Genomic DNA, 24,115 nt, shown 5'->3' with positions numbered 1-24,115 from the left:
CTGCGGGTGGGGGGTCGGCGCTCAGCGAGGCCCGGCGGCGGGCGCGGGAGTCGTAGCGGCGCGACTGGCCGGTCCAGGTCTGGCCATCCCAGTAGCGTTCGCGACCCATCAACTCCGGATCTGGATACCACCCAGGTGGTGCGCTCACCGGAACCCCGCCTCCCCTAAGGAACAGATCAAGGCTTGCGCACGGCGCGACACAGCGTCAACACGGCGGTCACAGCTTGGGGGTGAAGGGGCGGCGATGGGCGGGATCGTCCGGCTCGGCGAGGCCGCGCAGGGCCGTCTCGACGAGCTCGATGCCCTGGAGGAGGGAGACGAGGCGGGCGCCCTCGCGGCGGTAGGCGTCCAGGACGGACTCGACGCCGTGCGGGGGGACGACGTCCCCGAGATCGACGCGAGCGGTGCGGAAGCCCTCCCGGGCCGCCTCCACGGACGCGTGTACGTGGTGGCGGGCCATGCGGGCGAGGGCGATGGGGTAGCGGCGCAGGACGCCGTAGCGCCGGTACTCGGGCGGGACGAGTTCCAGCAGCCAGGCGAGCGCCGTGTCCACGAAGCGGTCGGTGCCCGGCGGATGCACCTGCGAGGGCCAGCCGGGCGGGACGTAGGTGCTCACGAGGGCAGGATAACCCGGATTCGAACCTATGTTCGAGAGGTCATCCGGGCGGCGGGGTGCGCCGGATCCGGATCTTGCCGGACTCCAGGTCGTCGCGGACGTTGCCGGATCCGGTCTGCTCGTGGTCGTCCTGGCGCAGCACCTTCTGCCGCTCCAGCTCCTCCTGCTTGACCTTCTTGGAGCCCTCGAAGGCGGAGGCGAGGTCCTCGAACATGCCGCCGCCGAAACCGGCGCCGGTCTCGCCGTCGCCCCTGATGGCCCCCATCAGGGACGACTTGCCCGTCCCCTCGCGGGGCCACTCGATGGTCTCCGGCTCGGCCGCCTCCGGGCGGTTGCCCATCGGACGGCCCTTGACGCGCTTGCGGCGGCGAAAGGGTGGCTTCACACACTCTCCAACGCGATGAGTCTCCAGAATGATCCCAGCGGACATTCAGGTTATGAACGACCACCGGGTGGGAGAACCGGTGAAATCTCCCTGGCGGAGCCCGAACACCGACTGTGGCCGCACCGCGACGGTGGCGTTCACCTCCGGGTCCAGGAAATCGACACGATAGCGCGTGGCGTACTTGGAGTTGACCAGGTCGATGAACCGCTGTAGATCCCGCAGTTCGGTGACGATCTCGGCGCGCCCCTCGATGACGACCGGATTCTCGGCCTCCTCGGTGGTGACCACCACCTGGGGGTTCGCCCGCAGGTTCACCATCTTGCGGGACGGCACCGCGCTGCTGAACAGCAGCGCCTCGCCCGACCAGGCGCCCCAGACGGGCATGGAGTGCGGACGTCCGTCCGGCCGCACGGTGCACACCCAGAAGTTGCGGGCGGCCCGCAGCCGCTCTACGGCCCAGGACCACGGCAGCAGGCCGCTTCCCTCATGCGGTCCCTGGATGCCGTAACCCGGCATGTACGGACGTTCCGCCTTCGGTTCGACGGGTCGGATGGGCTGGATGGGCTCCGGTTCCGCGGCGGCGCCGGCGGCCGACATGGCGTTCCTCCCTCGGTCGTGCACTGTCCGTCCCATATCGTTACAGACCTTGGCGTCTCGGGGTGACGCTCGGTGGCTCGTTGGGAGCGCCCAGGCGCGGTAGCCTGCGGGACGTGCGTCTATCCCATGTCATCTCCGCTCTGGAGGAGCTCTATCCACCCGCGTGGGCGGAGTCCTGGGACGCCGTCGGTCTCGTCTGCGGCGACCCTGGCCAGGAGGTGGGACGGGTGCTGTTCGCCGTCGATCCCGTCGCCGCCGTGCTCGACGAGGCACTGGAATGGGGCGCCGACCTCGTGGTCACGCACCATCCGCTGCTGTTGCGCGGGGTGCACTCGGTGGCCGCCACCACGCCCAAGGGCCGGCTCGTCCACCGCATGATCACTAATGGGATCGCGCTGCACACCGCGCACACCAACGCCGACCGGGCCGTCCCGGGCGTGTCGGACGCACTGGCGCGGGCCGTCGGGCTCACCGGCGACCTGCGCCCGATGGTCCCCGCCGACGACGACCCGCGCCGCGGCCTCGGCCGGATGGGGGAGCTGGACGAACCGGTCTCCCTCCGGGAGTTCACCCGGCGCGCCGCGGCCGGGCTGCCGGCCACCGCCTGGGGCGTCCGGGCGGCCGGCGACCCGGACCGCCCCGTCCGCACCGTCGCGGTCTGCGGCGGTGCCGGCGACTCCCTGCTCGGCACCGCCCAGGCGGCCGGTGTCGACGTCTACCTCACCGCCGACCTGCGGCACCACCCCGCGTCGGAGTTCGCCGAGCAGGGCGGCCCCGCCCTGGTGGACGCCGCGCACTGGGCGACCGAGTGGCCGTGGCTCGCCGACGCCGAGCGGCGCCTGGCCGCGTCGTCCCCGGAAGCGGGCAAGTTGGAGACACGGGTGTCCACGCTCATCACCGACGCCTGGACACTCCACGACGAAGGAGCAAAGTGAAAGCCGCACCGCAAGCCCAGCTTCGCCTGATCGACCTGCAGGATCTCGACAGCTCTCTCGACCGGCTGGCGCACCGCCGCCGCACGCTGCCCGAGCTGGCGGAGATCGAGCGGCTGGAGGGCCGGCTGACCGAGCTGCGCGACGCGATCGTGGCGGCCGAGACGGAGGTCGGCGACCTGCGGCGGGAGCAGAAGAAGGCCGAGCAGGACGTCGACCAGGTCCGCACCCGCGCCGACCGCGACCAGAAGCGGCTCGACTCGGGCCAGGTGACCTCGGCCAAGGACCTCAGCAGCCTGCAGACCGAGATCGAGTCGCTGCACCGCCGCCAGTCCGACCTGGAGGAGGTCGTGCTGGAGATCATGGAGCGGACCGAGGAGGCCGAGGGCCGGGTCGCCGCGCTGAACGCCGAGCGCTCCGGCGCGCAGGAGGAGCTGGCCGCGCTCACCGAGCGCCGCGACACCGTCCAGCGCGAGATCGACGACGAGGCCGGGGCGTCGAGCGCCGCGCGCACCGCCGTCGCCAAGGACGTCCCGGACGACCTGCTCGGCCTCTACGAGAAGCTGCGCGGCCAGTTCGGCGGCGTCGGCGCCGCCAAGCTGTACCGCGGCGCCTGCCAGGGCTGCCACCTCGCGCTGAACACCGTCGACCTGAACCGCATCCGGGCCGCCGCCGAGGACGAGGTCATCCGCTGCGAGGAGTGCCGCCGCATCCTCGTCCGGACGCCCGAGTCGGGTCTGTGAGCACCGGCCGGAAGCTGGTCGTCGAGGCGGACGGCGGGTCGCGCGGCAACCCCGGGCCCGCCGGGTACGGGGCGCTCGTCCGCGACGCGCTGACCGGCGAGGTGCTCGCGGAGGTCGCCGAGTCGATCGGGCACGCCACCAACAACGTCGCCGAGTACCGGGGCCTGATCGCCGGGCTCGCGGCGGCCGCCGCGATCGACCCGTCCGCCCGCGTCGAGGTCCGGATGGACTCCAAGCTCGTCGTGGAGCAGATGTCGGGCCGCTGGAAGATCAAGCACCCGGACATGGTGCCGCTGGCGCTGCGGGCCCGCGAGGCGGCCGCCGGGCTGGGATCGGTGACCTACGGCTGGATCCCGCGCAACCGCAACGCGCACGCCGACCGGCTCGCCAACGAGGCCATGGACGCCGCCGCCCGCGGCGAGCACTGGACGCGCAAGGTCGAGGAGGCGCCGGAGGAGCCCGAGCCGCCCCGGCCGGCCTCCTCCACCCCGACGACCACGCTCCTGCTGCGGCACGGCGAGACGCCCCTGTCGGTCGAGAAGCGCTTCGCCGGGATCGGCGACGTCCCCCTCACCCCGCACGGCCTCGCCCAGGCCCGCGCGGCGGCCCTCGCCCTCAAGGACCGGGGGATCGACGCGATCGTCACCTCGCCCCTGTCCCGCTGCCGCGACACCGCCGCCGAGGCCGCCGCCGTCACCGGCCTGGACGTCCGGGTCGAGGACGGCTTCCGGGAGACCGACTTCGGCGACTGGGAGGGGCTCACGTTCGCCGAGGCGGGCAGGGGATGGCCCGCCGAGATGAAGGCGTGGCTGGCCGACCCCGAGGCCGCCCCGCCCGGCGGGGAGAGCTTCGCCCAGGTCTCCCGCCGCGTCCGCACGGCCCTGGACAAGCTGAAGGTCCGCTACCGCGAGCAGACGGTCCTGGTCGTCTCGCACGTCACCCCGATCAAGCTCCTCGTCAAGGACGCCCTGGGCGCGCCCATGTCGTCCCTGTACCGGATGCACCTCGACGTGGCGGCGCTGACGTCCATCGACTGGTACGCCGACGGCCCGGCGACCCTGCGCGCCTTCAACGACACCCACCACCTCCCCGCCTGACGGGTACGTGTGCGGCACACGGAGCCGCTAACCTTGAGCCACGGCGGACGAGCCGGCCGGACGGCCGCGTCGGGGAGCGATCCCCGTCGAGGAAAGTCCGGGCTCCACAGGGCAGGGTGGTCGGTAACGCCGACCCGGGGTGACCCGCGGGACAGTGCCACAGAAAGCAGACCGCCACCGGTCCGCCGGTGGTAAGGGTGAAACGGTGAGGTAAGAGCTCACCAGCGCCCACGGTGACGTGGGCGGCTAGGTAAACCCCACCCGGAGCAAGGTCAAGAAGGGGCCCCGCGAGGGGTCCCGCGCAGGTGCCTGAGGGCGGCCCGCCCGAGCCTGCGGGTAGACCGCTGGAGACCGCCGGCAACGGCGGCCCGAGATGGATGGCCGTCACCCGCCGCCCCGCAAGGGACGACGGACACAGAACCCGGCTTACAGGCCGACTCGTCCGCCCTCTTCCCCATGGCCCCGCGCCGGATGACGGCCGGGGGCCTCGTCCGGCGAAGGTGGGGCCGGTGGTGGCCGGGCCCCATGGGGTGCTGTGTTGAGGACGGCGTCCACACCTGTCGTGCTGGTCGGTACGGCGTCAGTGGGTGACTTCGCGTACCGCCTACGGCCGGAGCATCTGCGACCCGTCGGGGTACGTGGCTAGAGACTCTCCCGAAACAGGTCATGGGACACAGAGGGCTTCAAACGGGGCGCTTACCGTCCTGGTAAGAGCTGATCGCCCTGATCGGTGACGGCGGCGGGACCGGGGTGCTGGAGTCCCGTGGAGAGGAGCGATGATGATCGTCATCGTGTTCGTGGCCCTCGTGCTCGCCGGAGCGCTGGGGAGCCTGGTGTACCTGTGGGACTTCTCGCGCGCCAGCCGGCGCGACGCGCTGTTCCTGCCGGCGACGGACCGGCGCGCGCGCCGGGCGCGCAAGGTCACGGGGATGTACGTACGCAGCCACACGCGCGGCGAGGACGAGCTCGTCGGGCGCTGGTAGGACCGGGTGCGCGGGTCGTCCTGCCGGGGACGACCCGCGCCCTTCCTCAGGTGAGCGTCCGGGGCCGCGGGGCCTCGTCCGGGACGGGGACGAAGGCGCCGCCGGCCGGGTCGTAGACCTCGACGGTGGCGGACCCGAGGTCGAGGTGGAGGCCGACCAGCTCGATGTCGCCGGAGTCGACCCGCTCCCGGAGCCACGGGTAGGTCCGCAGGTTGTCGAGCTGCTGGATCACGTTGATCTTGCAGAGGCGGGCGAGGGCCTGCTCGCCGACGGGCGGTTCCTCGGCGAGGAAGCGGGCGAGGCTGTGGTTGCCGTGCTTCAGCCAGCGCGACAGGCCCTCCAGGTGCTCGACCTCGGAGCCGCCGGCGAGCAGCGCGGCCATCGCGCCGCAGTTCGAGTGGCCGCAGACCGTGATCGTCTTGATGCCCAGGACGTTGACGGCGTACTCGACGGTGGCCGCCACCGAGTCGTCGGGCGTCCCGGAGCCATGCCGGGGGACGAGGGCGCCGACGTTGCGGTTGATGAACAGGTCGCCGGGGCCGCTCGCGGTGATGATGTTGGGCACGATGCGCGAGTCGACGCAGGTGATGAACAGGTGCTGGGGCTTCTGCTCCATCGCCAGCTCGGCCATGATCGGGCGGACGAGCGGGGCCGTGCGCCCGTGGTAGTCGCGGACGCCGTTCAGCAGGACGTCCGCGGGGGACATCTCGGGTGCGTCCAGCTCGGCCTCGGGCCGCCGCCGCCGGTTGGACCAGGGGGCCCACCAGCGGGCTGGAGGCGGATTCTTGGCCGCTTGGGAGATATCGCCTGTCACAGCTCTTTCATACCAAGCCTCATGGACCTCGTCGATGTCGACCCTCCCCCCTTGGCGCTCGTGGGCGAGCCGCCACCGGTGGACGGCGTCGAACGCGGCATGGTCCATGAAGTCGACGTTGAGGTCGAGGTCGACGCGGGCGTCCGCCGGGATCCGCTGCAGGGCGCGCGCCGCGCGGGGGACGCCGAGGAAGGTGAACGTGCCCTCGACGACCACGTGCCAGCGGGGCGATGCGGGGGCGTCGCCGGGGGCGGCCAGGAGCTGCTCCGTCCGGACCGAGAGCCGGGTGAGCCTGCGCAGGGCCAGCACCGCCATGACCCCGATGCCGAGCAGGACGCCCTCTCCGAGGCCGAACAGCACGACGCCGCCGAGGGTGACGAAGTAGGCGGGCGCCTCGCGGTGGTGGCGCAGGGCGCGGACCCGGGACACGTCGGCCAGCCGGACGCCGAGCACGACCAGCAGAGCGGCGAGCGCGGCCAGCGGGACCTGTTCGATGAGCGGCCCGCAGGCCAGGGCGAGGACGAGGACCCAGACGCCGTGCAGGACGGGGGACAGCCGGGTGCGGCCGCCCGCCTCGATGTTGGCGGTGCTGCGGACGATCACCCCGGTGATCGGCAGGCCGCCCAGCACGCCGGAGACGGTGTTCGCGGCGCCCTGGCCGAGCAGGTCCCGGTCGAGGTCGGCGGCCGGGACGCCGGCCGGGCGGGCGCGGTCGACCGCGACGCTGCACAGCAGGGACTCGACGGCGGCGACGAGAGCCACGGAGACCACCGCGCCGGTGATGCCGAACAGTGACCCCTGCGGCATGACGGGGAGGCTCCAGCCGTCCAGCAGGGAGGGCGGCAGGTCGACGCGCGGCACCTGCCAGCCGAGGGCCCAGGCGAGGGCGGTGGCGAGGGCGACGGCGGGCAGCGGGCCCGGGATGAGGCGGAGCACCCGGATTTTCGGAAGCCGGGACCAGCCCAGCACGACGAGCACGGTCAGCCCGGCCACCACCGCGGAACGCGTGTGCGGCTCGGCGAGCTGGCTCGGCAGTTCCCGCAGGTTCGCGACGGCCGACTGCTGGGGGCTGCCTCCGAGGACCACGTGGATCTGGGCGAGGACGATGACGACGCCGACCCCGGCGAGCATGCCGTGCACGACGGCGGGGGAGACGGCGAGGGCGGCGCGCGCGACCCGGCTCGCGCCCAGTGCGATCTGCACGAGCCCGGCGAGCATGGTGATCGTGCAGGTGGCGCGCCAGCCGTAGGTCTGCACGAGGCCGGCGACGAGGACGGTGAGCCCGGCCGCGGGCCCGCTGACCTGGAGCGGCGAGCCCCCGATCAGGCCCGCGACGATGCCGCCGACGACGGCGGCGATCAGCCCCGCGGCGACGGGCGCGCCGGAGGCGACGGCGATGCCCAGCGAGAGCGGGATCGCGACGAGGAAAACGACGAACGAGGCGAGCAGATCTCGCCGGAGCGTGGATGCGTTCTGTGGCTGAAAAGTCACACAACGTATTCAATCATGATCGGGAAGCTCTCCCCGGACACGACGAGGGCCGCCGGACGAATCCGGCGGCCCTCGATCGACTGTGCGCTGGTCAGCGGCGGTAGTTCTCCCAGTCGTCGGTGGGCTGCTGGGAGCCGTACGGGGGGTTGTCGTCCTGCTGGCCGCCCTGCGGGTAGCCGCCGCTCTGCTGTTGCTGCGGCGCGCCACCGTAGTAGCCGGACCCGTACGCCTGTGTGGCGTTCGGGTCGGAGTAGCCGCCGGTGCCCTGGTCGTGGGGCGCGGCCAGCGGGTCGCCGCCGTTGTAGCTGCTGCCGCTGAAGTCGCCGTAGCCTCCGGCGCCGCCGGGGCCCCCGGGGCCGCCCTCGCCGCTCCCGCCGCCGAACCCGCCGAGCGGGTCGTCGTAGCGCTGCGAGTCGCCGTAGGCGGGAGCGGTCGGGTAGCCGTCGTTCTGCTGGCCCTGCCCGTACCCGGGTGGCCCGCCGATCCCGGAGTCGTAGCCCTGGCCGGGGCCGGTGCCCGTGTCGTAGCCGCCGCCCTGCTGCCCGCCGGACGGCCACGGGCCGGTGTTGCCGGTGCTCGGCGGGCCGGACGGGGTCGTCCCGTAGGAGCCGGTGCCGAGGGGGTCGCCCAGCGGGTCGTTCAGGGAGCCGCCGTAGGAGCCGCCCGTGTCGGACGGCGAGGGCGGGCCCGTCCGCTGCCGGTCGGACTGGATGCGCTGGAGCAGCTCGTCCACCGTCGGAAGCTTGTGGCCGTCGGTGTCGGAGCCGCCGCCGTGCGCGGCCGGGGCGGGGGAAGGAGGCGGAGCGGCCGGAGCGGCCGGAGCCGGTGGAGCCGGTGGCTCTTCGGGACGGCCGAGGGGCAGCCCGAGCGGGTCGCTGCCGAGGGCCCCGCCGGGACCGGACGAGCCGAGCGGCATGTCGTAGTCCTGGCGGCCTGCGGGCGGCGGCCCCGCGGCCGGACGGCCGCCGCCGAGCGGGTCGGAGCTGTAGTCGCCGTAGGACGGCTCCGGTGAGCCGTACTGGGGCTGCTCGGGAACGCCGTACTGCGGCTGGTCTCCGCCGTACTGGGGCTGGTCCCCGCCGTACTGATCCTGGCTTCCGTACTGGTCCTGGTTCCCGTACTGGTCCTGGCCGCCGTAGGACGGGTCGCCGGAGCCGTAGTCGGCCGCGCCGTACGCGGGCTGGGGCTCCTGGCCGCCGTACACCGGCTGGTCGGGCAGGCCGGGGCCGCCGAAGGGGCTCTGCGGGCCGGGGCCGTGGGCGCCCGGTCCGGCCAGGTCGGTCGGGATGGGGTCGAGCGACGTCGCGCTCGGGTCGTTGCCGGGGAACGGGGAGCCGCCCTGGAACCCGCCCGGGCCGGGAGGCGGCGGCGTCTGCTGCGGGCCGGTCCCGGCGCCGAGGCCGTTGAGGACGGTGCCGTCGGGGCCCAGGGAGACGGGCTGGGTGAGACCGGGCGGCTCGATGGCCGGCTGCTCGGGCGGGGCGGCCGGCGCGTTCAGCGGGTCGGCGGCCGGGTCGCTCTCGGGCCGCGGGCCGCCCTCGTTCTGCTGCCAGGGGAACTTGGGCTTGTCGAAGGTGATCGTCGCCCAGTAGTCGTCGTCCTCCATCTCGTCCGACGCGTGGCCCGGAGGCGGGGGCGGCGGGGCGGACGGCCCGGGGGCGGAGGTGGGAGCGGCGAGCGGGCCGCCGCCGCCGGCGCCGCCCCCGGCGACGCGGCGGTCGGAGGCGGGCTCGGGGGCGCGGTCGTAGCCGCCGTCGTAGCCCTCGTCGTATCCGGGGCCGTACTCGTCCGGGCCGCCCGGCTGCTCCTGTGGCGGGGGGATCCCTCGGCGGCCGCGCGGCTGCTTCTGCGGCTCGTCGTCCATCCAGTCGTCGTCGTCATCGCCCCCCGCCCTGCTGGCCCGCAGGCCGAGGGCCACGAGGACGACCACGAGGACGACGACCACAATGAGGCCGAAGACCACGATGTAAGAAGTCATGCCACCACCCAATGCCTTGGCCCGGCGAGAGTCGCCAGCGCGGACCGCGGGTCCGTCCCGATTGTCGCCAGCGTCCGGATAGTCACGGGTTTCCGCCGCCTTGGCTTAGCCCGATTCTCTCCGACCGCTATGACCGTTGTCACACCCTTCGCGCACATTTACCCTCACACGGCGCGTGCTGATCGGCCAACTCCGCCGACCGGCACACCCCTGACAGCTTCGGCCCCGGCGGGGGCCCGCCCTGACCCGGTGCTCGCAGGCTCCACGGTCAACGCGCCTGCTCGCCGCCGAAGTTCCCGCTGATCCGCCCGCGGCCCACCGTGTGCTTGGCGATCGCGGGGAGCGAGTCCTTCAAGGCCGCGCCGTTCTGGAACGGTGCCGGGTCGTCCAGCGCGTAGATGGAGAACCGGTACCGATGCTTCTCTCCCTTGGGCGGGCACGGGGGCGCGTAACCCGCCTTCTTGCCTGAGGTCAAGCCCTCGACGGTCCCGTCCAGCCGGGCGCCTTCGACCAGCTCGTTCACGGTTCCGTCGATGCCCGCGATCACCCAGTGGACCTTGGCGCCGCCGGAGGCGTCCGGGTCGTCCATCACGATCGCGAACGACCGGGTGCCGGCCGGCGTGCCCGACCACCGGAGCGGCGGGGTCTTGCCCTGCCCGCCAGGGTACGTCGTGCAGCCGTATCTCGGGGGCAACTCGCGCCCATCGCGGAAGACCGGGCTGGTCACCGTGAACCACTCCGACAGTTCCGCGCTCTTGTTCTGGGGCTGGCCGATCAGCCCGCAGCCGCTCAGCGCCCCGGCGAGCGCGAGCGCGCCCGCCGCGGCCATGACCGGCCGCCGGTCTCTGCTCATCATCGATACGCTCCCGGGCGAGATCGTACGCCGCGCGCCGCCGGATCGCCGTCATCTCGGCCCCCGCTTGTCGGCCGCGTGCGTCCCGCCGCCGGCGCCCCCTTCCTCGTCCGCCCCAACCTTAGGGGTTTTCCAGGGGTGGGACGGGCCGTTCGCCCCGCCTCCGGAGGACGCCGTCCGGGGCGATGTCCTGTGACGTTCGTCATGCGTGCAATGCTGCGCTACACCCCGCTTTTGGGTAAGGAGTGGCGGGTTTCACACCCGTATCCGCCCGATCCTTTGCCGTAACGGGAAGTTCGGCGGTTCTTTCGTGGTTCCCGATTGGTGAACGGCACGTTCCATCCGCTAGTTTGTGAATGTCTTCACAAGCCGACCGTGACATTGGAGGGCCGCAATGGCCAGGACCGCCCAGGGGACCCCCGGCGCTCCCCACATCCTCATCGTGGGTGGCGGCTATGTGGGCATGTACACCGCTCTTCGCCTGCAGAAGAAGCTGAAGCGGGAGCTGAGGAGGGGCGAGGTCAGGGTCACCGTCGTCGACCCCAACTCGTACATGACGTACCAGCCGTTCCTGCCCGAGGCCGCCGCCGGGAACATCTCCCCGCGGCACGTCGTCGTCCCGCTGCGCCGGGTGCTGCCGAAGTGCACGGTCCTCAAGGCGCGTGTGACGGAGCTGAACCACGACGAGCGATGGGCGATCGTCCAGCCGCTGGCCGGGCCGCCGGAGCGGATCACCTACGACTACCTGGTCATGGCGGCCGGCGCGGTGCCGCGGCTGCTGCCGATCCCCGGGCTGGCCGAGAACGGCATCAGCCTCAAGACCGTCGGCGAGGCCATCCACCTGCGCAACCACGTCCTGGAGCAGCTGGAGATCGCCGAGTCGACCGACGACGTGGAGCTGCGCCGCAAGGCGCTCACCTTCGTGTTCGTCGGCGGCGGGTTCGCCGGCGTCGAGGCGGTCGCCGAGCTCGAGGACATGACCCGCGACGCCACCAAGTACATGCGCAAGGTCACCCCGCAGGACCTGCGGTTCGTCCTGGTGGAGGCGGCCGACCGCATCCTGCCGGAGGTCGGCCCCGACATGGGCAAGTGGACCGCCGAGCAGCTGCGGGGCCGCGGCATCGCGGTGAAGATGAAGACCTTCCTGCAGTCGGCGGTGGACGGCCAGATCGAGCTGTCGGACGGCAGCAGCTTCCCGGCCGGCACCCTCGTGTGGAACGCGGGAGTCAAGCCGTCGCCGGTCGTGCGCAACGGCGACCTGCCGGTGGACGAGCGCGGCCGCGTGAAGGGCACCGAGTACCTCACCATCGAGGGCCTCGTCCGCGCGTTCACCGCGGGCGACAACGCCGCGATCCCGGACCTCACCGAGGACGGCATGTTCTGCCCGCCGAACGCCCAGCACGCCGTCCGCCAGGCCAAGCTGCTCGGCGACAACATCGTGCGGTCGATGCGCGGCAAGACGCTCAAGCCCTACGTGCACGGCAACCTCGGCGCCGTCGCGGGGCTCGGCCTGCACAAGGGCGTGGCCAACCCCCTCGGCATCAAGCTCAAGGGCTGGCCCGCGTGGTTCTTCCACCGCAGCTACCACGGCGCGATGGTCCCGACCTTCAACCGCAAGATCCGCGTCATCGCGGACTGGACGCTCGCGCTGTTCCTCAAGCGCGAGACCGTCTCCCTCGCGACCATCGAGCAGCCGCGCGCCGACTTCGAGCTCGCGGCCCTCGACGACGCGAAGGCGAAGGCCAAGGCCGACCAGAACGCGGCCTGACCCGTTCCGCGCGATACGCCCCGGCGGTCACCCGACCGCCGGGGCGTTCCCGTTCCCGGCGCCTTCCGGCCGCGGGTCAGGCGCGCTGCTTGAACGCGCGGAGCGACAGGGGCGCGAAGATCAGCGAGATGCCGGCGCCCCATGCCAGCGCGATCCAGGCATGCTCCAGGACGGGGCCGCCGACGAGGAGACCGCGCATGGCCTCCACCAGCTGCGTGACGGGGCTGTTGTCCATGATGTACGCCAGCCAGCCGGGGATGCCCTTCGTGGACGGGATGAACGCCGTGCTGAGGAAGCTCAGCGGGAAGATGACCACGAAGCCGAAGATCTGCACCTTCTCCGGCTCGCTGACCTTCATCGCGATGAAGACCGACGTCCAGGAGAACAGGATCGCGAAGGCCAGCAGGAGCAGGAAGGCGCCGAGCACCGCCAGCGCGTTCGTCTCCACCCGGAAGCCGATCGCGAACCCGACCAGCAGCAGGATCGTCATCGACCAGGCCTGCTTGACGGTGTCGGCGATGATCCGCCCGGCCAGCGGGGCGCTGCGCGCGATCGGCAGGCTGCGGAACCGGTCGAACACCCCCTTGGTGATGTCGGTGTTCAGCCCGAACCCGGTGCTCATCCCGGCGAACAGGGCGTTCTGGGCGATGATGCCGGGGATCACGATCGGCAGGTACGCCTCGACGCTGCCCTTCATCGGCGGGCCGAACACGTAGGCGAACAGCAGCACGAACATGATGGGCTGGATCGACAGGTCGAGCAGCTCCATCGGGTTGTGCTTGATCTGGACCAGGTTGCGCCAGGCCAGCGTGACCGTGTTGCGCAGGGCCGTGGCGGGCGCGACCCGCTTGGACAGCTCCTGCGGAGCGAGCGTCGCGGTGGTCATGCGGAGGCACCTTCCTTGTCGGCCTGCTTCTCCAGCTCTCCGGCCTCGGCGTCGATGTCGTCGGTGTGGTGGCCGGTGAGGGCGAAGAACACCTCGTCCAAGCTGGACTTGCGCAGCGACAGCTCGCCGACGGCGACGCCCGCCTCGTCGAGGCGGCGGACCACGGCCGGCATCAGCTGCGGGTCGGTGATCGGCGCGCTGACCAGGTCGTCGCGGACCTCCGGGACGGCCTCGGCGAGCTCGCCGACGATGCGCTCCACCGCCGCCACGTCCGCCGCGTCGACCGGCCTGACCTCCAGCACCTGACCGCCGACCTGGGCCTTCAGCATGTCGGACGTGCCGTGCGCGATGGCCTGGCCGCGGTCGATGACGATGATGTCGTCGGCGAGCTGGTCGGCCTCCTCCAGGTACTGCGTGGTGAGCAGCACGGTGACGCCGTCGTCGGTCAGGCCGCGGACGATGTCCCAGAGGCCGTTCCGGCTGCGCGGGTCGAGGCCCGTGGTCGGCTCGTCCAGGAACAGGATCTGCGGGCGCCCGACGAGGCTGGCGGCCAGGTCGAGGCGGCGGCGCATCCCGCCCGAGTAGGTCTTGGCGGCGCGCTCGGCGGCCTCGGTCAGCTGGAAGCGCTCCAGCAGCTCGGCGGCGCGCGCCTTGGACTCCCGGCGCGGCACGCCGAGGAGCCGCCCGATCAGGACGAGGTTCTCGGTGCCGGTCAGCATCTCGTCGACCCCGGCGTACTGGCCGGTGAGCCCGATCAGCTGCCGCACCTTGTGCGCCTCCTTCACCACGTCGAACCCGCCGACCCGGGCGGTGCCGCCCGTCGGCTCGATCAGCGTGGCGAGGATGCGGGTCATGGTCGTCTTGCCGGCGCCGTTGGGCCCCAGCACGCCGAGAACGGTGCCGGCCTCGGCGGTGAGGGAGACGCCGTCAAGCGCCCGGGTCTCACCGAACCGCTTCTCCAGGCCGTCAGCCTGGATCGCGTAGGTCATGGGATCTCCTAGGACTCGGTTGCCGGACGCCCGCGCCCCCGGCCAGGGGCCCAGCCAAAATAGGCGGAGTCCGGTTCAAGTGCATCCAAAATTTCTGCCGCCGCCCCGGGCACTGCGCCCCGGCGGCGTGAACCACGCCACAACCTCGCATGCGCCACCGACAATCTCGCACGCGCCGCTGGAAATCTCGCACGCACCAAGGACAGAAACGACGCCGCGGCCGCGATCGTGCCGCCGGTTCCCCGGCGGTTCCGGCCGCCCGAAGCGGCGGGAGGGCGCCCCCGGCGCTCTAGACTCGCGTTGTGACGTCGGTGCGGCGTGGTCGCCGGAGGGACGGCGGCGGGCCGCACCCGCCGAGTCTGCGGCCGCCCGAACACCGGGTGTCGCCCCGCGCGATCGCGCACTGGGCCATCGAGTACCTGCTGGTGTGGGGTCTGGGGTTCGGCCTCGCCCTCGGCGTGGCCGCCTGGGTCGGCGACGCGGGCTGGGACGCGCCGCCCGCCTGGCTGACCGGCCGGATCGGCTGGCTCCCCTACATTGTCGGCGCCGCGGGCCTGCTCATGGTCGCGGTCGCGCCCGTGTGGCGGTACCGCGTCCACCGCTGGGAGGTCAGCTCCGACGTCGTCTACACGCGGACGGGCTGGTTCAGCCGCGAATGGCTGCTGGTGCCCGTCGGGCGCATCCAGACCGTCGACAGCAAGCAGGGGCTGATCGAACGGATGCTCGGCCTCGCCACCATCGAGGTGAACACCGCGTCCCACACCGGCTCCTCGGAGGTCGCGGGCCTGCCCGTGGACGTGGCGACGCGTCTCGCCGAAGACCTCGCGCACCGCGCGCACGACCTCCGCGACGACGCCACGTGACCGCACGCCTGCATCCGCTCACCTTCGTGGTCGGCGCCGTCCGCGAGCTCCTCGCGCTCCTCGCCGCCGGCGCGACGGGCCTGCTCGTGGGCGGGCTGTCCACCGCGTTCTACTTCACGCTCGTGGGGCTGGCCTTCGGGTTCGTCTACCACGTCGCGAACTGGGCGACGTTCACCTACGTCCTGCACGAGGACCGCATCGAGTTCCGGCGCGCGCTCGTCGGCCGGTCGGTCAAGAGCATCCCGCGCGACCGGATCCGGGGCGTGGACATCAGCGCGTCCCTCCCGCACCGGCTGCTCAGGCTCGCGGTCGTGCACATCGACGCCGGGGCGGACGGCGGCGAGGGGGAGCTGAACGCGGTCTCCCGCGGCGAGGCCGAACGGCTGCGCGGCGTCCTGCTCGCCCGGGACGCCCCGGTCCCGCCGCGCCGCACCCTCGGCCGCATGCGGCGCCGCTGGTACCTGTACGCCCCGCTGAGCGGCGCCTACCTGCTGACGCCGTTCGCGCTGGCGGGCAGCCTCCTCGGCACCGTCTACAACCTCGGCGACGACCTCGGTCTGATCACGCGTGAGCGCGTGGCGACCCTCGGGCACGACGTGGTGGGGCTGCCCACCGCCCTGGTCGTGGCGCTGGCCATCCTCACGCTGGTCGCCATGCCCGTCATGTCGGTGATCGCCTTCACCCTCTTCAACTGGGACTTCACCGTCCACGAGCGGGACGGGTCCCTCGTCGCCGAGCGCGGGCTCGTCACCCGCCGCAGCGTCTCCCTCGAACGCCGCCGGCTGCGGGGCGTCGAGCTCGCCGACAACCCCTTCGAGCGGGCGGCGGGCGTGACGCGCCTCGGCGCCCTCGTCACCGGGCTGGGGGACGCCGCCCAGCGGGGGCGGCTGCTGCCCGCCGCGCCGCGGGCGGCCGCGGAGGCCCTCGCCGCGCGCGTCGTCGGGAACGTCCCCGGGCCGCTGACCGCGCACCCGCCGGCCGCGCGGAGCCGCCGCGTCGTCCGCGCGGTGGCGCCCCCGGCCGGCGTCGCCGTCCTGGCGGTCCTCGCCGGGCAGCCCTGGGTCGCGAGCGCGTGCGCCGTGGCCGCCGTCCTCGCGGTGCCGCTGGGGCTCGACCGCTACCGGCAGCTGGGCCACGCCACCGACGGGGAGCGCCTCACCGTCCGGTCCGGCTCCCTGAGCCGCCGCCAGGTCGTCGTCGAGCACTCGGCCGTCATCGGCTGGCGGGTCCGCCAGACGCTCTTCCAGCGCAGGCTGGGCCTCGCCACCCTCTTCGCGGCCGTGGGCGCGGGCGACGGGGGCTGCTCGGCGGCGGACATGTCCGAGGCGGACGCCGTGGCCCTCGCCGCCGCCATCACCCCGGCGTGGCTGACCCCGTTCCTGGACGGGCCGCCCGGTGCGGGCGCCGAGCCTATTCGGGCCGGCGGGCACCGAACATGATCTCGTCCCAGGACGGGACGGAGGCGCGCTTGCCCTTGGCCTTGCGGCGCCGGGCCGGACGCGGCGAGCCCGCGGGCTCGCCGGCCGCCGCCGCGGCGGCCGGTGATCCGGTGGCCGGCTTGTCCTGAGCGGCGGGGGGCATGGTCGGCCGGGCCGCCGGCTTCTTCTTGGCGGGCGGGCGCGCCGGCTGCCGCGGCGGGGCCACGGGCTTGCTCTCCGCGGCGGGCTCGCGGGCCGGAGCGGCCCTGCGGACGGGTGCGGCCTCCCGCTCGTCCTCGGGGGCGCGCGGCGCGTCGTCCTCGACCGGCGGCCGGACGGCGGCGGGCGGCGTCCCGGCGGCCGCGGCCGGTTCCTCCGGCTCCGTCGCGGGGTCGGCCCGGACCGGTTCGGGAGCCGCCACGGCCTCCGGCGCCGCGCTGACGGCTTCGGGCGCGTCCTCCGCCGCGTGCGCCTCGTCCGGCTCGCGGTCGTCGCCCGCCTGCCCGCTCAGGGCGGGCTCGGCCGGTTCGCCGGACGCGTGCTCCTCTTCCGGGACCTCTCCGGAGACGTCCGCTCCGAGTGCTTCGACCTCCTCGGGGGCCGGGGGCGCGTCCTCCGGCTCCTCGGCGGCCTCGGCGGGGCGTGCTTCCTCGGCGACGGCCTCGGCGGCGACGTCGTCGGCGTCCTCGACGGCCGTCCCGCCGGGTCCGGCGGTCTCGCCCGCGAGTTCGACGGCGTCCTCGCCGCCCGCGGCGGGGGACTCGGCCGGCTCCGCGGACGCGGGCCCGGCTGCGGCGCTCTGCGCCTCCTCGCTCTGGACGGCCGTGGCGTCCTCGTCGGCGAGGGTTTCGGTGGAGGGCGCCTCCGGAGCCGCCTCCTCGGACGGCGGGGCCGGAGGGGGCGGCTCAGGGGCGTGCGCGGCCGGACGGGGGGCCGCGGCCTCCCGCAGGGACGGCGGCTCGTTCGCCTCGCGGAAGGCGGGCCGCGGGTCGACCATGCGGCCGCGCTCGACGATGTAGGCGCGGGGCTCGGCGGCGCGCAGCGGCTCGGGTGCCGGCTGCTCGGGCTCCGCGGGCAGGCCGCGCGCGGGCAGGCCGCGGCCGGGCAGGGCGTCGCGGTCGCTGGAGACGACCTTCATCGCGGGGCGGCGCGGCACGAGCGGCGTGACGGTGTCGGAGAGCGCGTCGTCGTCGTCCCACTCGACGGAGGTGAGCCGGGCGGCGACCTCGTCCAGCGGGGAGACGTGCCGGCGGCGCGGGTCGAACGTCCACTCGGCGGCGTGCGGGCGGCCGCCCTCGAAGAAGGACAGCCGGACGCGCCAGGTGTTGTCCTCGCACTTCCAGGAGTCCCACTCGACCTCTTCCAGGTCGACGCCGCCGCGGCCGAGGCGCTCCTCGACGGTCTCGCCGAGCGGCGGGCCCGGGGTCGACTCGCCGGGGCGCCGGACGGCGACGCGCTGCGCCTGCTGGGCCATGTATTCGCGTTCCTGCAGGACCGGACCCTCGAACCAGCGGACCCGTTCGACCGGGATGCCCGCCGACTCGGCGATCTCCTCCGCGGTCTCCCCGGACCTGATGCGGGTCTGGATCTCCTTGGGGCGCAAGGGACTCTCCACTTCGATCTCGAACTGGCCGAGGCGGGAGAAGTGCCCACGGACCGCGGCGCGGAGCCGGTCGTCGACGGGCAGGGTGAACCGGGTGCCTCGGCCCGCGGTGGCCAGGACGAGGTACGTACCGTCCTCGCTGACCGCGACGAGGCGCAGCTCCTGCATGCGTGTCCTTCCTGCCCTGTCCAGACGGCACGGAGGACGCCGGACCGCGCGACCGTGCTCTCACCGGTCGGCCGTCCGATGCCCACCGAGGGCGCATGCGTGCCCTTCCCCCGGGTTCCCGAGTCTTTCTTTCGGACACACCTGCTGCCAGCACCGTACCCGGCATGTCCGAACATCGCCGCTCTCGAAGCCCTCTTCACGAGGTCGAAGAGGGCACCTGACCAAGCTTGCCGGTGCCGCGACCGGCGGGGGGCCGCTCTGCTCGATTCTTGTCCATCCTTTTCCACACCGTTCCTGACGGGGCCCCGAACGTCCCGCCGCCCCGACGTTGCGAGCGTCACGTCGTGGGCAGGAACACCCGCGTCCTTCCGATCAGTTCAATCTCGGGGTGTCCGTGGCGACAGACAGGGGTGAATCAGGCAATGCCGCGCAAGCTGCCGGACGTGAGCACGACGCAGCTGATCGCGAGTGCGGTGGCGACGGCGGTCGCCGCCCTCGGCGCGTCCTTCCTGGGCGTGTACGGGACGATCATCGGCGCGGCGCTGATGAGCGTGATCTCGACGGCGGGGTCGGCGGTCGGCAAGCACTACCTCGACCAGGGCCGCGAGCAGATCAAGGAGCTGACGCACCTGCAGTCGGCGGTCCGGCGGCGGGAGATGGCCGAGGGCGCGGCCGGCGAGGCCAGGAGCGCCGACCCGACCCGGACCGTGGCGTGGCCCGGCGATCCCGGCGCGACGCGGCTGGATCCCGTGTTCGGCGGCGGCGATCCGAACGCCACGCGGTTCGATCCCGGCGGCGACCCCAACGCCACGCGCCTGGACCCGGCGCAGACGGTCGCCGCCGCGTTCGCCGAGGAGGCCGGTGAGGACGCGGTCCGCCAGGTCGTCCGCCGCTCGGCGTGGCAGAGCACGGCGGAGTGGGCCAAGGCGCACTGGGTGAAGCTGGTGGTCTCCTCGGCGGCGGTGTTCGCGGTCGTCGTCGGCGGGATCACGATCTACGAGGCCGGCACCGGCCGGCCGGTGGGCGGCGCGGGCGGCAAGGGCCTGACCGTGACGAAGGTCCTCGACGGCGGCGGCCGTGCGAAGCCGGCCGACACTCCTTCGCAGAACCCCTCCGGAGGGACCACCGAGGAGCCCGGCTCCTCGCCGAGCGGCACGCCGACGGGCGAGGCGCCCACCGGGGGACCGGGCTCGACGGCGCCGCAGCCGTCGTCGGAGCCGACCGAGCGGCCGACGCGGCAGCCCACGACCGTGCCGCCGACGACGGCGCCGACGACCCCGGAGGCCCCCGCGACCACCGGAGCCCCGCAGGACGGCGGCCAGGGCGGCTCCGACCCGCAGGGGCGCGCGACCCCGAGCGGCTGATCCCCTTCAGCCGCCGGGGAGCCGAGCGCGGCTAGTCGCCGAAGACCTGCCTCGTGTAGGGGTTCGCGAAGCGGCGGTCGGGGTCGAGTTCGTCCCGCAGGGCGCGGAAGTCGCCGAACCGGGGGTACACCTTCTCCAGGTACGCGGCGTCGCGGGTGTGGAGCTTGCCCCAGTGCGGACGGCCGTCGAACCCGGTCAGCAGGTCCTCGACGCCGCGGAAGTAGTCCTCGTGCGGGTCGCGATGGTAGACGTGCACGGCGATGAACGCGCTCTTCCGGCCGTGCGCCATCGACAGCCAGGCGTCCTCGGAGGGAAGCAGCCGGACCTCGATGGGGAAGCTGATACGCCAGTCCCGTTTGGCGAACAGGGAGCGGAGTTCGCCCAGCGCGGGGACGAGCGCCTCGCGCGGGATCGCGTACTCCTGCTCCTTGAAGCGGACCGTGCGCCGGCTGGTGAAGACCTTGTACGAGGTGTCGCTGTAGGTGCGGGCCCCGAGGGCCTTGGCGGAGATGCCGTTCACGAAGGGCGTCGCGGCAGGGGCCCGGTGGGTGACCCTGTTGACGGCCCCGAAGACCGTGTTCGACAGGAACTGGTCGTCCAGCCAGTGCCTGACCTTCGACAGCGGCTCCCCAGGGCCCTCGACCCGGTTGTTGCGCTTCGTCAGGCAGCCCTCGGTGTGCGGGAACCAGTAGAACTCGAAGTGCTCGTTGGCGGCGTCGAACTCGTCCACGCGCGCGAGCACCTCGTCCCACTTCATGGGGGCCTCCTGCGCGCGCAGCAGGAACGCCGGGACGGTCCGCCAGGTGATGGCGGTGACGACGCCGAGCGCGCCGAGCCCGGCGAGGGCCGCGGCGAACAGGTCGGGGCGCTCCTCGCGCGAGCACCTGGCGGCGGTGCCGTCGGCGAGGACGAGTTCCAGGGCGGCGACCTGGGAGGCGAGCCCGGCGGCGTCGCGCCCGGTTCCGTGCGTCGCGGTCTGCAACGCGCCCGCGACGGTCTGCTCCTGGATGTCGCCCATGTTGGCCAGCGCGAGGCCGTGCTCCTCCAGGACGCGGTTGAACGCGTGGAGCGGCAGGCCCGCCTCGACGGTGACGAGCCCCGTGGCGGTGTCGACGGAGCGGACCGCGGTGAGGGCGGTGGGACGGAGCAGGACCCCCTCGGCGACGGCTGCGCCGGTGAAGGAGTGCCCGGTGCCGGTCATGCGGACCGTGAGGCCGTCGCCGGCGGCGGACCGGACCGCGGCGGCGACCTCGTCGGCGGTGCGCGGCGCGGCGACGCGACGCGGCGCGGCCTGCTGGTTTCCCGCCCAGTTCTGCCACGTGGGGTTGGTCGCTGGGGACATGCGGTGACTCTACTCACGAATCGATCGTGAGGAAAGTTCACATTTTTGGACGACCCGAGCGGGGGCACAGAGACGTCGATACCGTACGATCCGGTAACCACGGCAGGCTAACCGTCCGTAGCGAGACTCCTTGGGAAATGTTGTGGCTCCTCCTTCAGCTCCGCGCGCCGGCGCGATCGGCGGTGGTGAGGCGCCCGCCGCCCGTCCGCACCGGCCCGACGGGAACCGGCCCGAGAAGAAGAAGCGGGCGCCGCGGGGGACGTCCGCGGGGCCGCGGCGGGGCGGCCGGGCGCTGCCCTTCCTCATCGGCGGTATCGCCGTCCTGGCCGTCGCCAGCACCTCCGGCGGCGTCTACGCGGCGCTGACCGCGCGGAAGGCCGGCCCTGCCGGGGCCGAGTCGCCGCAGGAGGCGGCGCCGCCGAGCGTGCGGCCCGGCGACCCGGTCAACGTGGCCACCGGCGGCCAGGTCGCGCCGCTGCGCCGCGTGGTGCCGCCCGACGTGCTCGCCGTCGGCACCGGCTCCATCTCCGCCGCCAAGATCAACCGGATCGCGGGGCTCGGCGGGGTCGGGGACGTGGCGGCCGTCGCGGGCGGCGCCGTCCAGCTCCAGGGCCGCCAGGTGAACGCGCTCGCCGTGGACCCGTCGGCGTTCCGCTCCTGGACGCCGCCCGCCACGGCGAAGAAGACCGACCTGTGGGCCGCCCTGGCCGGGAACCAGTTCGTGGTGTCGCCCGCCGCCGCCCGGCAGCTCCAGCTGAACCGCGGCTACCAGTACCCCGTGGTGGCGCGGACGATGCCGAAGCTGACCATGGGCGGTTCCGGCCCGCTCGGACTGCCCGGGATCGACATGCTCGTCAGCGAGAAGTCCGGGCGGGAGATGGGCCTCGTCCCGAACGTGGCGGTCCTCGTCAACGCGCCCGGGGTGGACCCGGCCAAGGTCGTCAAGGCCGTCGGCAAGGTCCTCGGCCACGGCACGAGCGTGCTGAACCTGCACGAGAGCAAGTACCAGGCACCGGTGGACGGCGGCCGCCCGGGCGGTTACCTGGACCTCTACAAGCAGGCGGCCCGGAGCTGCAGCGGCCTGTCCTGGACGGTCCTCGCCGCGATCGGCCAGGTCGAGAGCGACCACGGGCGCAACGCCGGCCGCTCCAGCGCGGGCGCGCTCGGCCCGATGCAGTTCCTGCCCTCGACGTGGAAGGCGTACGGGGTGGACGGCGACCGCGACGGCAAGGCCGACATCATGAACCCCTACGACGCCATCCCGGGGGCGGCCAAGTACCTGTGCGCGAACGGGGCCGGCCGGGGCGGGCGGCAGCTCTACCGGGCGGTCTGGCAGTACAACCACGCCGACTGGTACGTCCAGAAGGTCCTCAACCTGGCGAGGGCGTACTCGGCGCGCTACGAGTGAACACCCCTGGCGGGGAATCGGCCCGAGGGCTGATTGGATGGACGCATGACGTCGTATGACGCGTTGCTTCTGCTGTCCTTCGGAGGGCCGGAAGGGCCCGAAGAGGTCATCCCGTTTCTGGAGAACGTCACCAGGGGGCGCGACATCCCCAAGGAGCGCCTGGAGGAGGTGGGGGAGCACTACTTCCTGTTCGGCGGGGTCAGCCCGATCAACCAGCAGTGCCGGGACCTGAAGGCCGCGATCGAGGCCGACTTCGCCGCCAACGGCGTGGACCTGCCCGTGTACTGGGGCAACCGGAACTGGTCCCCTTATCTCGCCGACACCGTGCGGCAGATGAAGGAGGACGGGATCCGGCGCGCCGCCGCGTTCGCCACGTCCGCCTACAGCGGCTACTCGACGAACGACCAGTACGTCGAGGACATCGCGCGCGCCCGCGGCGAGGTGCCGGGCGCCCCTGAGATCGACAAGCTCCCCGTCTACGCGGACCGCCCCGGTTTCATCGACCCGTTCGCCGACGCGGCGCAGGACGCGCTGAGCCGCCTGCCCGAGGGCGCGCGGCTGGTGTTCACGGCCCACAGCGTGCCGCTGTCCCAGCCCAACCAGGAGCTCTACACCGCGGAGCTGCACACCGCTGCGCAGGCGGTCGCGCGGCGGGCGGCCCCCGGGGCGCCGTGGGACCTGGTGTACCAGAGCCGGAGCGGGCCGCCGAGCCAGCCGTGGCTGGAGCCGCAGATCACCGACCACCTGGAGGAGCTGCACGGCCGGGGCGTCCGCGCCGTGGCGGTCGTGCCGATCGGGTTCGTCTCCGACCACATGGAGGTCAAGTACGACCTCGACGTCGAGGCCGCGGACCGCGCCGCCGAGCTCGGGCTCGCGTTCGAGCGCGCCGCCACGCCCGGAAGCGACCCGCGCTTCGCCGCCCTGCCCCGCCACCTCCTGGAAGGGGCCTCATGAGCCTCGCCGACGAGCTGCTGGACCTGGCCGTGGCGACCGCCCGCGAGGCCGGCCGGATGCTGGTCGACAAGCGGCCCGCGGACGGCCCGGACGTCGTCCAGACCAAGTCGTCGCCGACCGACGTCGTCACCCAGATGGACCGCGCCGCCGAACGTCTGATCATCGAGCGGATCAGGGCGGTGCGCCCCGGCGACGGCTTCCTCGGCGAGGAGGGCGGCACCCGGGCCGGCGGGAGCGGCGTGCGGTGGGTGGTCGACCCGATCGACGGGACCGTCAACTACCTCTACGACCTGCCCGACTGGGCGGTCAGCATCGCCGCCGAGGTGGACGGCGAGGCCGTCGCCGGCGTGGTGGAGATCCCGCGCCGGGAGGAGACCTACACGGCGGTGCGCGGCGGCGGCGCCCTCCAGCACACCGCGGCGGGAACCCGCGAGCTGCGCGTGAACGCGCACGTGCCGCTCGGCCGGGCGCTGGTGTCCACGGGGTTCGGCTACGAGTCGGGGCGGCGGGCGCGGCAGGCGGAGGTCCTCACCGGGGTGCTGCCGAACATCCGCGACATCCGCCGGGGCGGGTCGTGCTGCGTGGACCTGTGCTCCCTCGCGGCCGGGCGGGCGGACGCCTACTTCGAGCGCGGCGTGCAGGCGTGGGACATCGCCGCGGGCGGGCTGATCGTCCGGGAGGCGGGCGGGCGCGTCGAGGGGCTGCACGGCGCGGCCCCCGGCCCGGAGCTGACCATCGCCGCCGGCCCGGGCACCTTCGAGGCCCTGCACGACCTGCTGGCGCCGCTCGACCCGGCCAGGGACTGACGCGGGCGGGGACGGGAACGGGGAGCGCGGGACCTGGTCCCGGGCTCCCCGTCACGG

Annotated in this window: 21 protein-coding genes, 1 other RNA gene and 1 pseudogene; 12 read left to right on the top strand and 11 right to left on the bottom strand. The window is 73.5% G+C overall.

The window, feature by feature from the left end; translation table 11 throughout:
• Positions 1-58: 58 nt before the first annotated feature.
• The 4 genes and pseudogenes from BKA00_RS40830 to BKA00_RS16870 all read right to left on the bottom strand — a co-directional run.
• Positions 59-148, bottom strand: a pseudogene (locus BKA00_RS40830) (DUF2510 domain-containing protein); the annotation flags it as partial.
• A gap of 69 nt (positions 149-217) precedes the next feature.
• Positions 218-616, bottom strand: coding sequence for a hypothetical protein (locus BKA00_RS16880; protein WP_185026136.1), 399 nt, complete (start codon positions 614-616; stop codon positions 218-220).
• Between the two features lie 40 nt (positions 617-656).
• Positions 657-1,001: a DUF6191 domain-containing protein gene (locus tag BKA00_RS16875; RefSeq protein ID WP_185026134.1), complete on the bottom strand. Its 345-nt coding sequence runs from the start codon at positions 999-1,001 to the stop codon at positions 657-659.
• Positions 1,002-1,046: 45 nt separating this feature from the next.
• Positions 1,047-1,598 carry a pyridoxamine 5'-phosphate oxidase family protein gene (locus BKA00_RS16870; protein WP_185026132.1) on the bottom strand — a complete coding sequence of 184 codons (552 nt, stop codon included), beginning with the start codon at positions 1,596-1,598 and terminating at the stop codon, positions 1,047-1,049.
• Between the two features lie 113 nt (positions 1,599-1,711).
• Here BKA00_RS16870 and BKA00_RS16865 point away from each other — a divergent pair, with 113 nt between their 5' ends.
• The 5 genes from BKA00_RS16865 to BKA00_RS16845 all read left to right on the top strand — a co-directional run bounded on the left by BKA00_RS16865 (position 1,712) and on the right by BKA00_RS16845 (position 5,353).
• The gene (locus BKA00_RS16865; protein ID WP_185026130.1) at positions 1,712-2,533 is read left to right on the top strand and encodes a Nif3-like dinuclear metal center hexameric protein; all 822 of its coding nucleotides are present in this window, start codon (positions 1,712-1,714) and stop codon (positions 2,531-2,533) included.
• A complete protein-coding gene (locus BKA00_RS16860; RefSeq protein ID WP_185026128.1) occupies positions 2,530-3,273 on the top strand; it encodes a zinc ribbon domain-containing protein in 744 nt (247 codons plus the stop codon). Before BKA00_RS16865 ends, BKA00_RS16860 begins: the two co-directional genes overlap by 4 nt.
• Positions 3,270-4,370 carry a bifunctional RNase H/acid phosphatase gene (locus BKA00_RS16855; protein WP_185026126.1) on the top strand — a complete coding sequence of 367 codons (1,101 nt, stop codon included), beginning with the start codon at positions 3,270-3,272 and terminating at the stop codon, positions 4,368-4,370. Before BKA00_RS16860 ends, BKA00_RS16855 begins: the two co-directional genes overlap by 4 nt.
• A 48-nt stretch (positions 4,371-4,418) precedes the next feature.
• Positions 4,419-4,815: RNase P RNA component class A (gene rnpB, locus BKA00_RS16850), an RNA gene on the top strand.
• Positions 4,816-5,146: 331 nt separating this feature from the next.
• A complete protein-coding gene (locus tag BKA00_RS16845; RefSeq protein WP_230298716.1) occupies positions 5,147-5,353 on the top strand; it encodes a hypothetical protein in 207 nt (68 codons plus the stop codon).
• A gap of 46 nt (positions 5,354-5,399) precedes the next feature.
• Here the strand turns inward: BKA00_RS16845 and BKA00_RS16840 are convergent, their stop codons facing one another.
• The 3 genes from BKA00_RS16840 to BKA00_RS16830 all read right to left on the bottom strand — a co-directional run bounded on the left by BKA00_RS16840 (position 5,400) and on the right by BKA00_RS16830 (position 10,492).
• Entirely contained in the window at positions 5,400-7,658 is a 2,259-nt protein-coding gene (locus BKA00_RS16840) for a SulP family inorganic anion transporter (RefSeq protein ID WP_185026124.1), read from the bottom strand.
• Positions 7,659-7,749: 91 nt separating this feature from the next.
• Positions 7,750-9,636, bottom strand: a complete 1,887-nt coding sequence (locus BKA00_RS16835) for a hypothetical protein (protein WP_185026122.1) — start codon at positions 9,634-9,636, stop codon at positions 7,750-7,752.
• Positions 9,637-9,904: 268 nt separating this feature from the next.
• The gene (locus tag BKA00_RS16830; RefSeq protein ID WP_230298717.1) at positions 9,905-10,492 is read right to left on the bottom strand and encodes a YbhB/YbcL family Raf kinase inhibitor-like protein; all 588 of its coding nucleotides are present in this window, start codon (positions 10,490-10,492) and stop codon (positions 9,905-9,907) included.
• 391 nt (positions 10,493-10,883) lie between these two features.
• Between BKA00_RS16830 and BKA00_RS16825 the strand changes: the two genes are divergently transcribed.
• Entirely contained in the window at positions 10,884-12,257 is a 1,374-nt protein-coding gene (locus tag BKA00_RS16825) for an NAD(P)/FAD-dependent oxidoreductase (protein ID WP_185026120.1), read from the top strand.
• Positions 12,258-12,333: 76 nt separating this feature from the next.
• Here the strand turns inward: BKA00_RS16825 and BKA00_RS16820 are convergent, their stop codons facing one another.
• Together BKA00_RS16820 and BKA00_RS16815 are read right to left on the bottom strand one after the other, a co-directional pair.
• The gene (locus BKA00_RS16820; RefSeq protein ID WP_185026117.1) at positions 12,334-13,143 is read right to left on the bottom strand and encodes an ABC transporter permease; all 810 of its coding nucleotides are present in this window, start codon (positions 13,141-13,143) and stop codon (positions 12,334-12,336) included.
• Positions 13,140-14,132: an ATP-binding cassette domain-containing protein gene (locus BKA00_RS16815; protein WP_185026115.1), complete on the bottom strand. Its 993-nt coding sequence runs from the start codon at positions 14,130-14,132 to the stop codon at positions 13,140-13,142. The genes BKA00_RS16820 and BKA00_RS16815 overlap by 4 nt, the downstream gene beginning before the upstream one ends.
• A gap of 302 nt (positions 14,133-14,434) precedes the next feature.
• On the opposite strand from BKA00_RS16815, the gene BKA00_RS16810 reads away from it, so the two are divergent.
• Positions 14,435-14,995: a PH domain-containing protein gene (locus BKA00_RS16810; RefSeq protein ID WP_185026113.1), complete on the top strand. Its 561-nt coding sequence runs from the start codon at positions 14,435-14,437 to the stop codon at positions 14,993-14,995.
• Entirely contained in the window at positions 14,992-16,434 is a 1,443-nt protein-coding gene (locus tag BKA00_RS16805; protein WP_185026111.1) for a PH domain-containing protein, read from the top strand. Before BKA00_RS16810 ends, BKA00_RS16805 begins: the two co-directional genes overlap by 4 nt.
• Here BKA00_RS16805 and sepH read toward each other — a convergent pair.
• Complete coding sequence (gene sepH / locus BKA00_RS16800) at positions 16,406-18,184, bottom strand: septation protein SepH (RefSeq protein ID WP_185026109.1); 1,779 nt, start codon at positions 18,182-18,184, stop codon at positions 16,406-16,408. The two genes, BKA00_RS16805 and sepH, sit on opposite strands and share 29 nt — an antisense overlap.
• Before the next feature lie 443 nt (positions 18,185-18,627).
• On the opposite strand from sepH, the gene BKA00_RS16795 reads away from it, so the two are divergent.
• Complete coding sequence (locus tag BKA00_RS16795; protein WP_185026107.1) at positions 18,628-19,548, top strand: hypothetical protein; 921 nt, start codon at positions 18,628-18,630, stop codon at positions 19,546-19,548.
• 31 nt (positions 19,549-19,579) lie between these two features.
• Here the strand turns inward: BKA00_RS16795 and BKA00_RS16790 are convergent, their stop codons facing one another.
• Positions 19,580-20,890 (bottom strand): D-arabinono-1,4-lactone oxidase, encoded by a 1,311-nt coding sequence (locus BKA00_RS16790; protein WP_185026105.1) that lies wholly within the window; start codon positions 20,888-20,890, stop codon positions 19,580-19,582.
• 142 nt (positions 20,891-21,032) lie between these two features.
• Here BKA00_RS16790 and BKA00_RS16785 point away from each other — a divergent pair, with 142 nt between their 5' ends.
• Genes BKA00_RS16785 through BKA00_RS16775 form a run of 3 tightly spaced genes read left to right on the top strand, consistent with a single transcriptional unit; the run spans position 21,033 to position 24,058 of the window.
• Entirely contained in the window at positions 21,033-22,298 is a 1,266-nt protein-coding gene (locus BKA00_RS16785; RefSeq protein WP_230298718.1) for a lytic transglycosylase domain-containing protein, read from the top strand.
• 45 nt (positions 22,299-22,343) lie between these two features.
• Complete coding sequence (locus BKA00_RS16780; protein ID WP_185026102.1) at positions 22,344-23,252, top strand: ferrochelatase; 909 nt, start codon at positions 22,344-22,346, stop codon at positions 23,250-23,252.
• On the top strand, positions 23,249-24,058 hold the full coding sequence (locus BKA00_RS16775; protein WP_185026100.1) for an inositol monophosphatase family protein: 810 nt from the start codon (positions 23,249-23,251) through the stop codon (positions 24,056-24,058). The genes BKA00_RS16780 and BKA00_RS16775 overlap by 4 nt, the downstream gene beginning before the upstream one ends.
• The last annotated feature ends 57 nt before the right edge of the window (positions 24,059-24,115 follow it).

The sequence above is a fragment of the Actinomadura coerulea genome, from assembly GCF_014208105.1.
GTDB lineage: Bacteria > Actinomycetota > Actinomycetes > Streptosporangiales > Streptosporangiaceae > Spirillospora > Spirillospora coerulea.
Note: the sequence above shows the minus strand (reverse complement) of the source record. Positions and strands in the feature narration are given on the sequence as shown.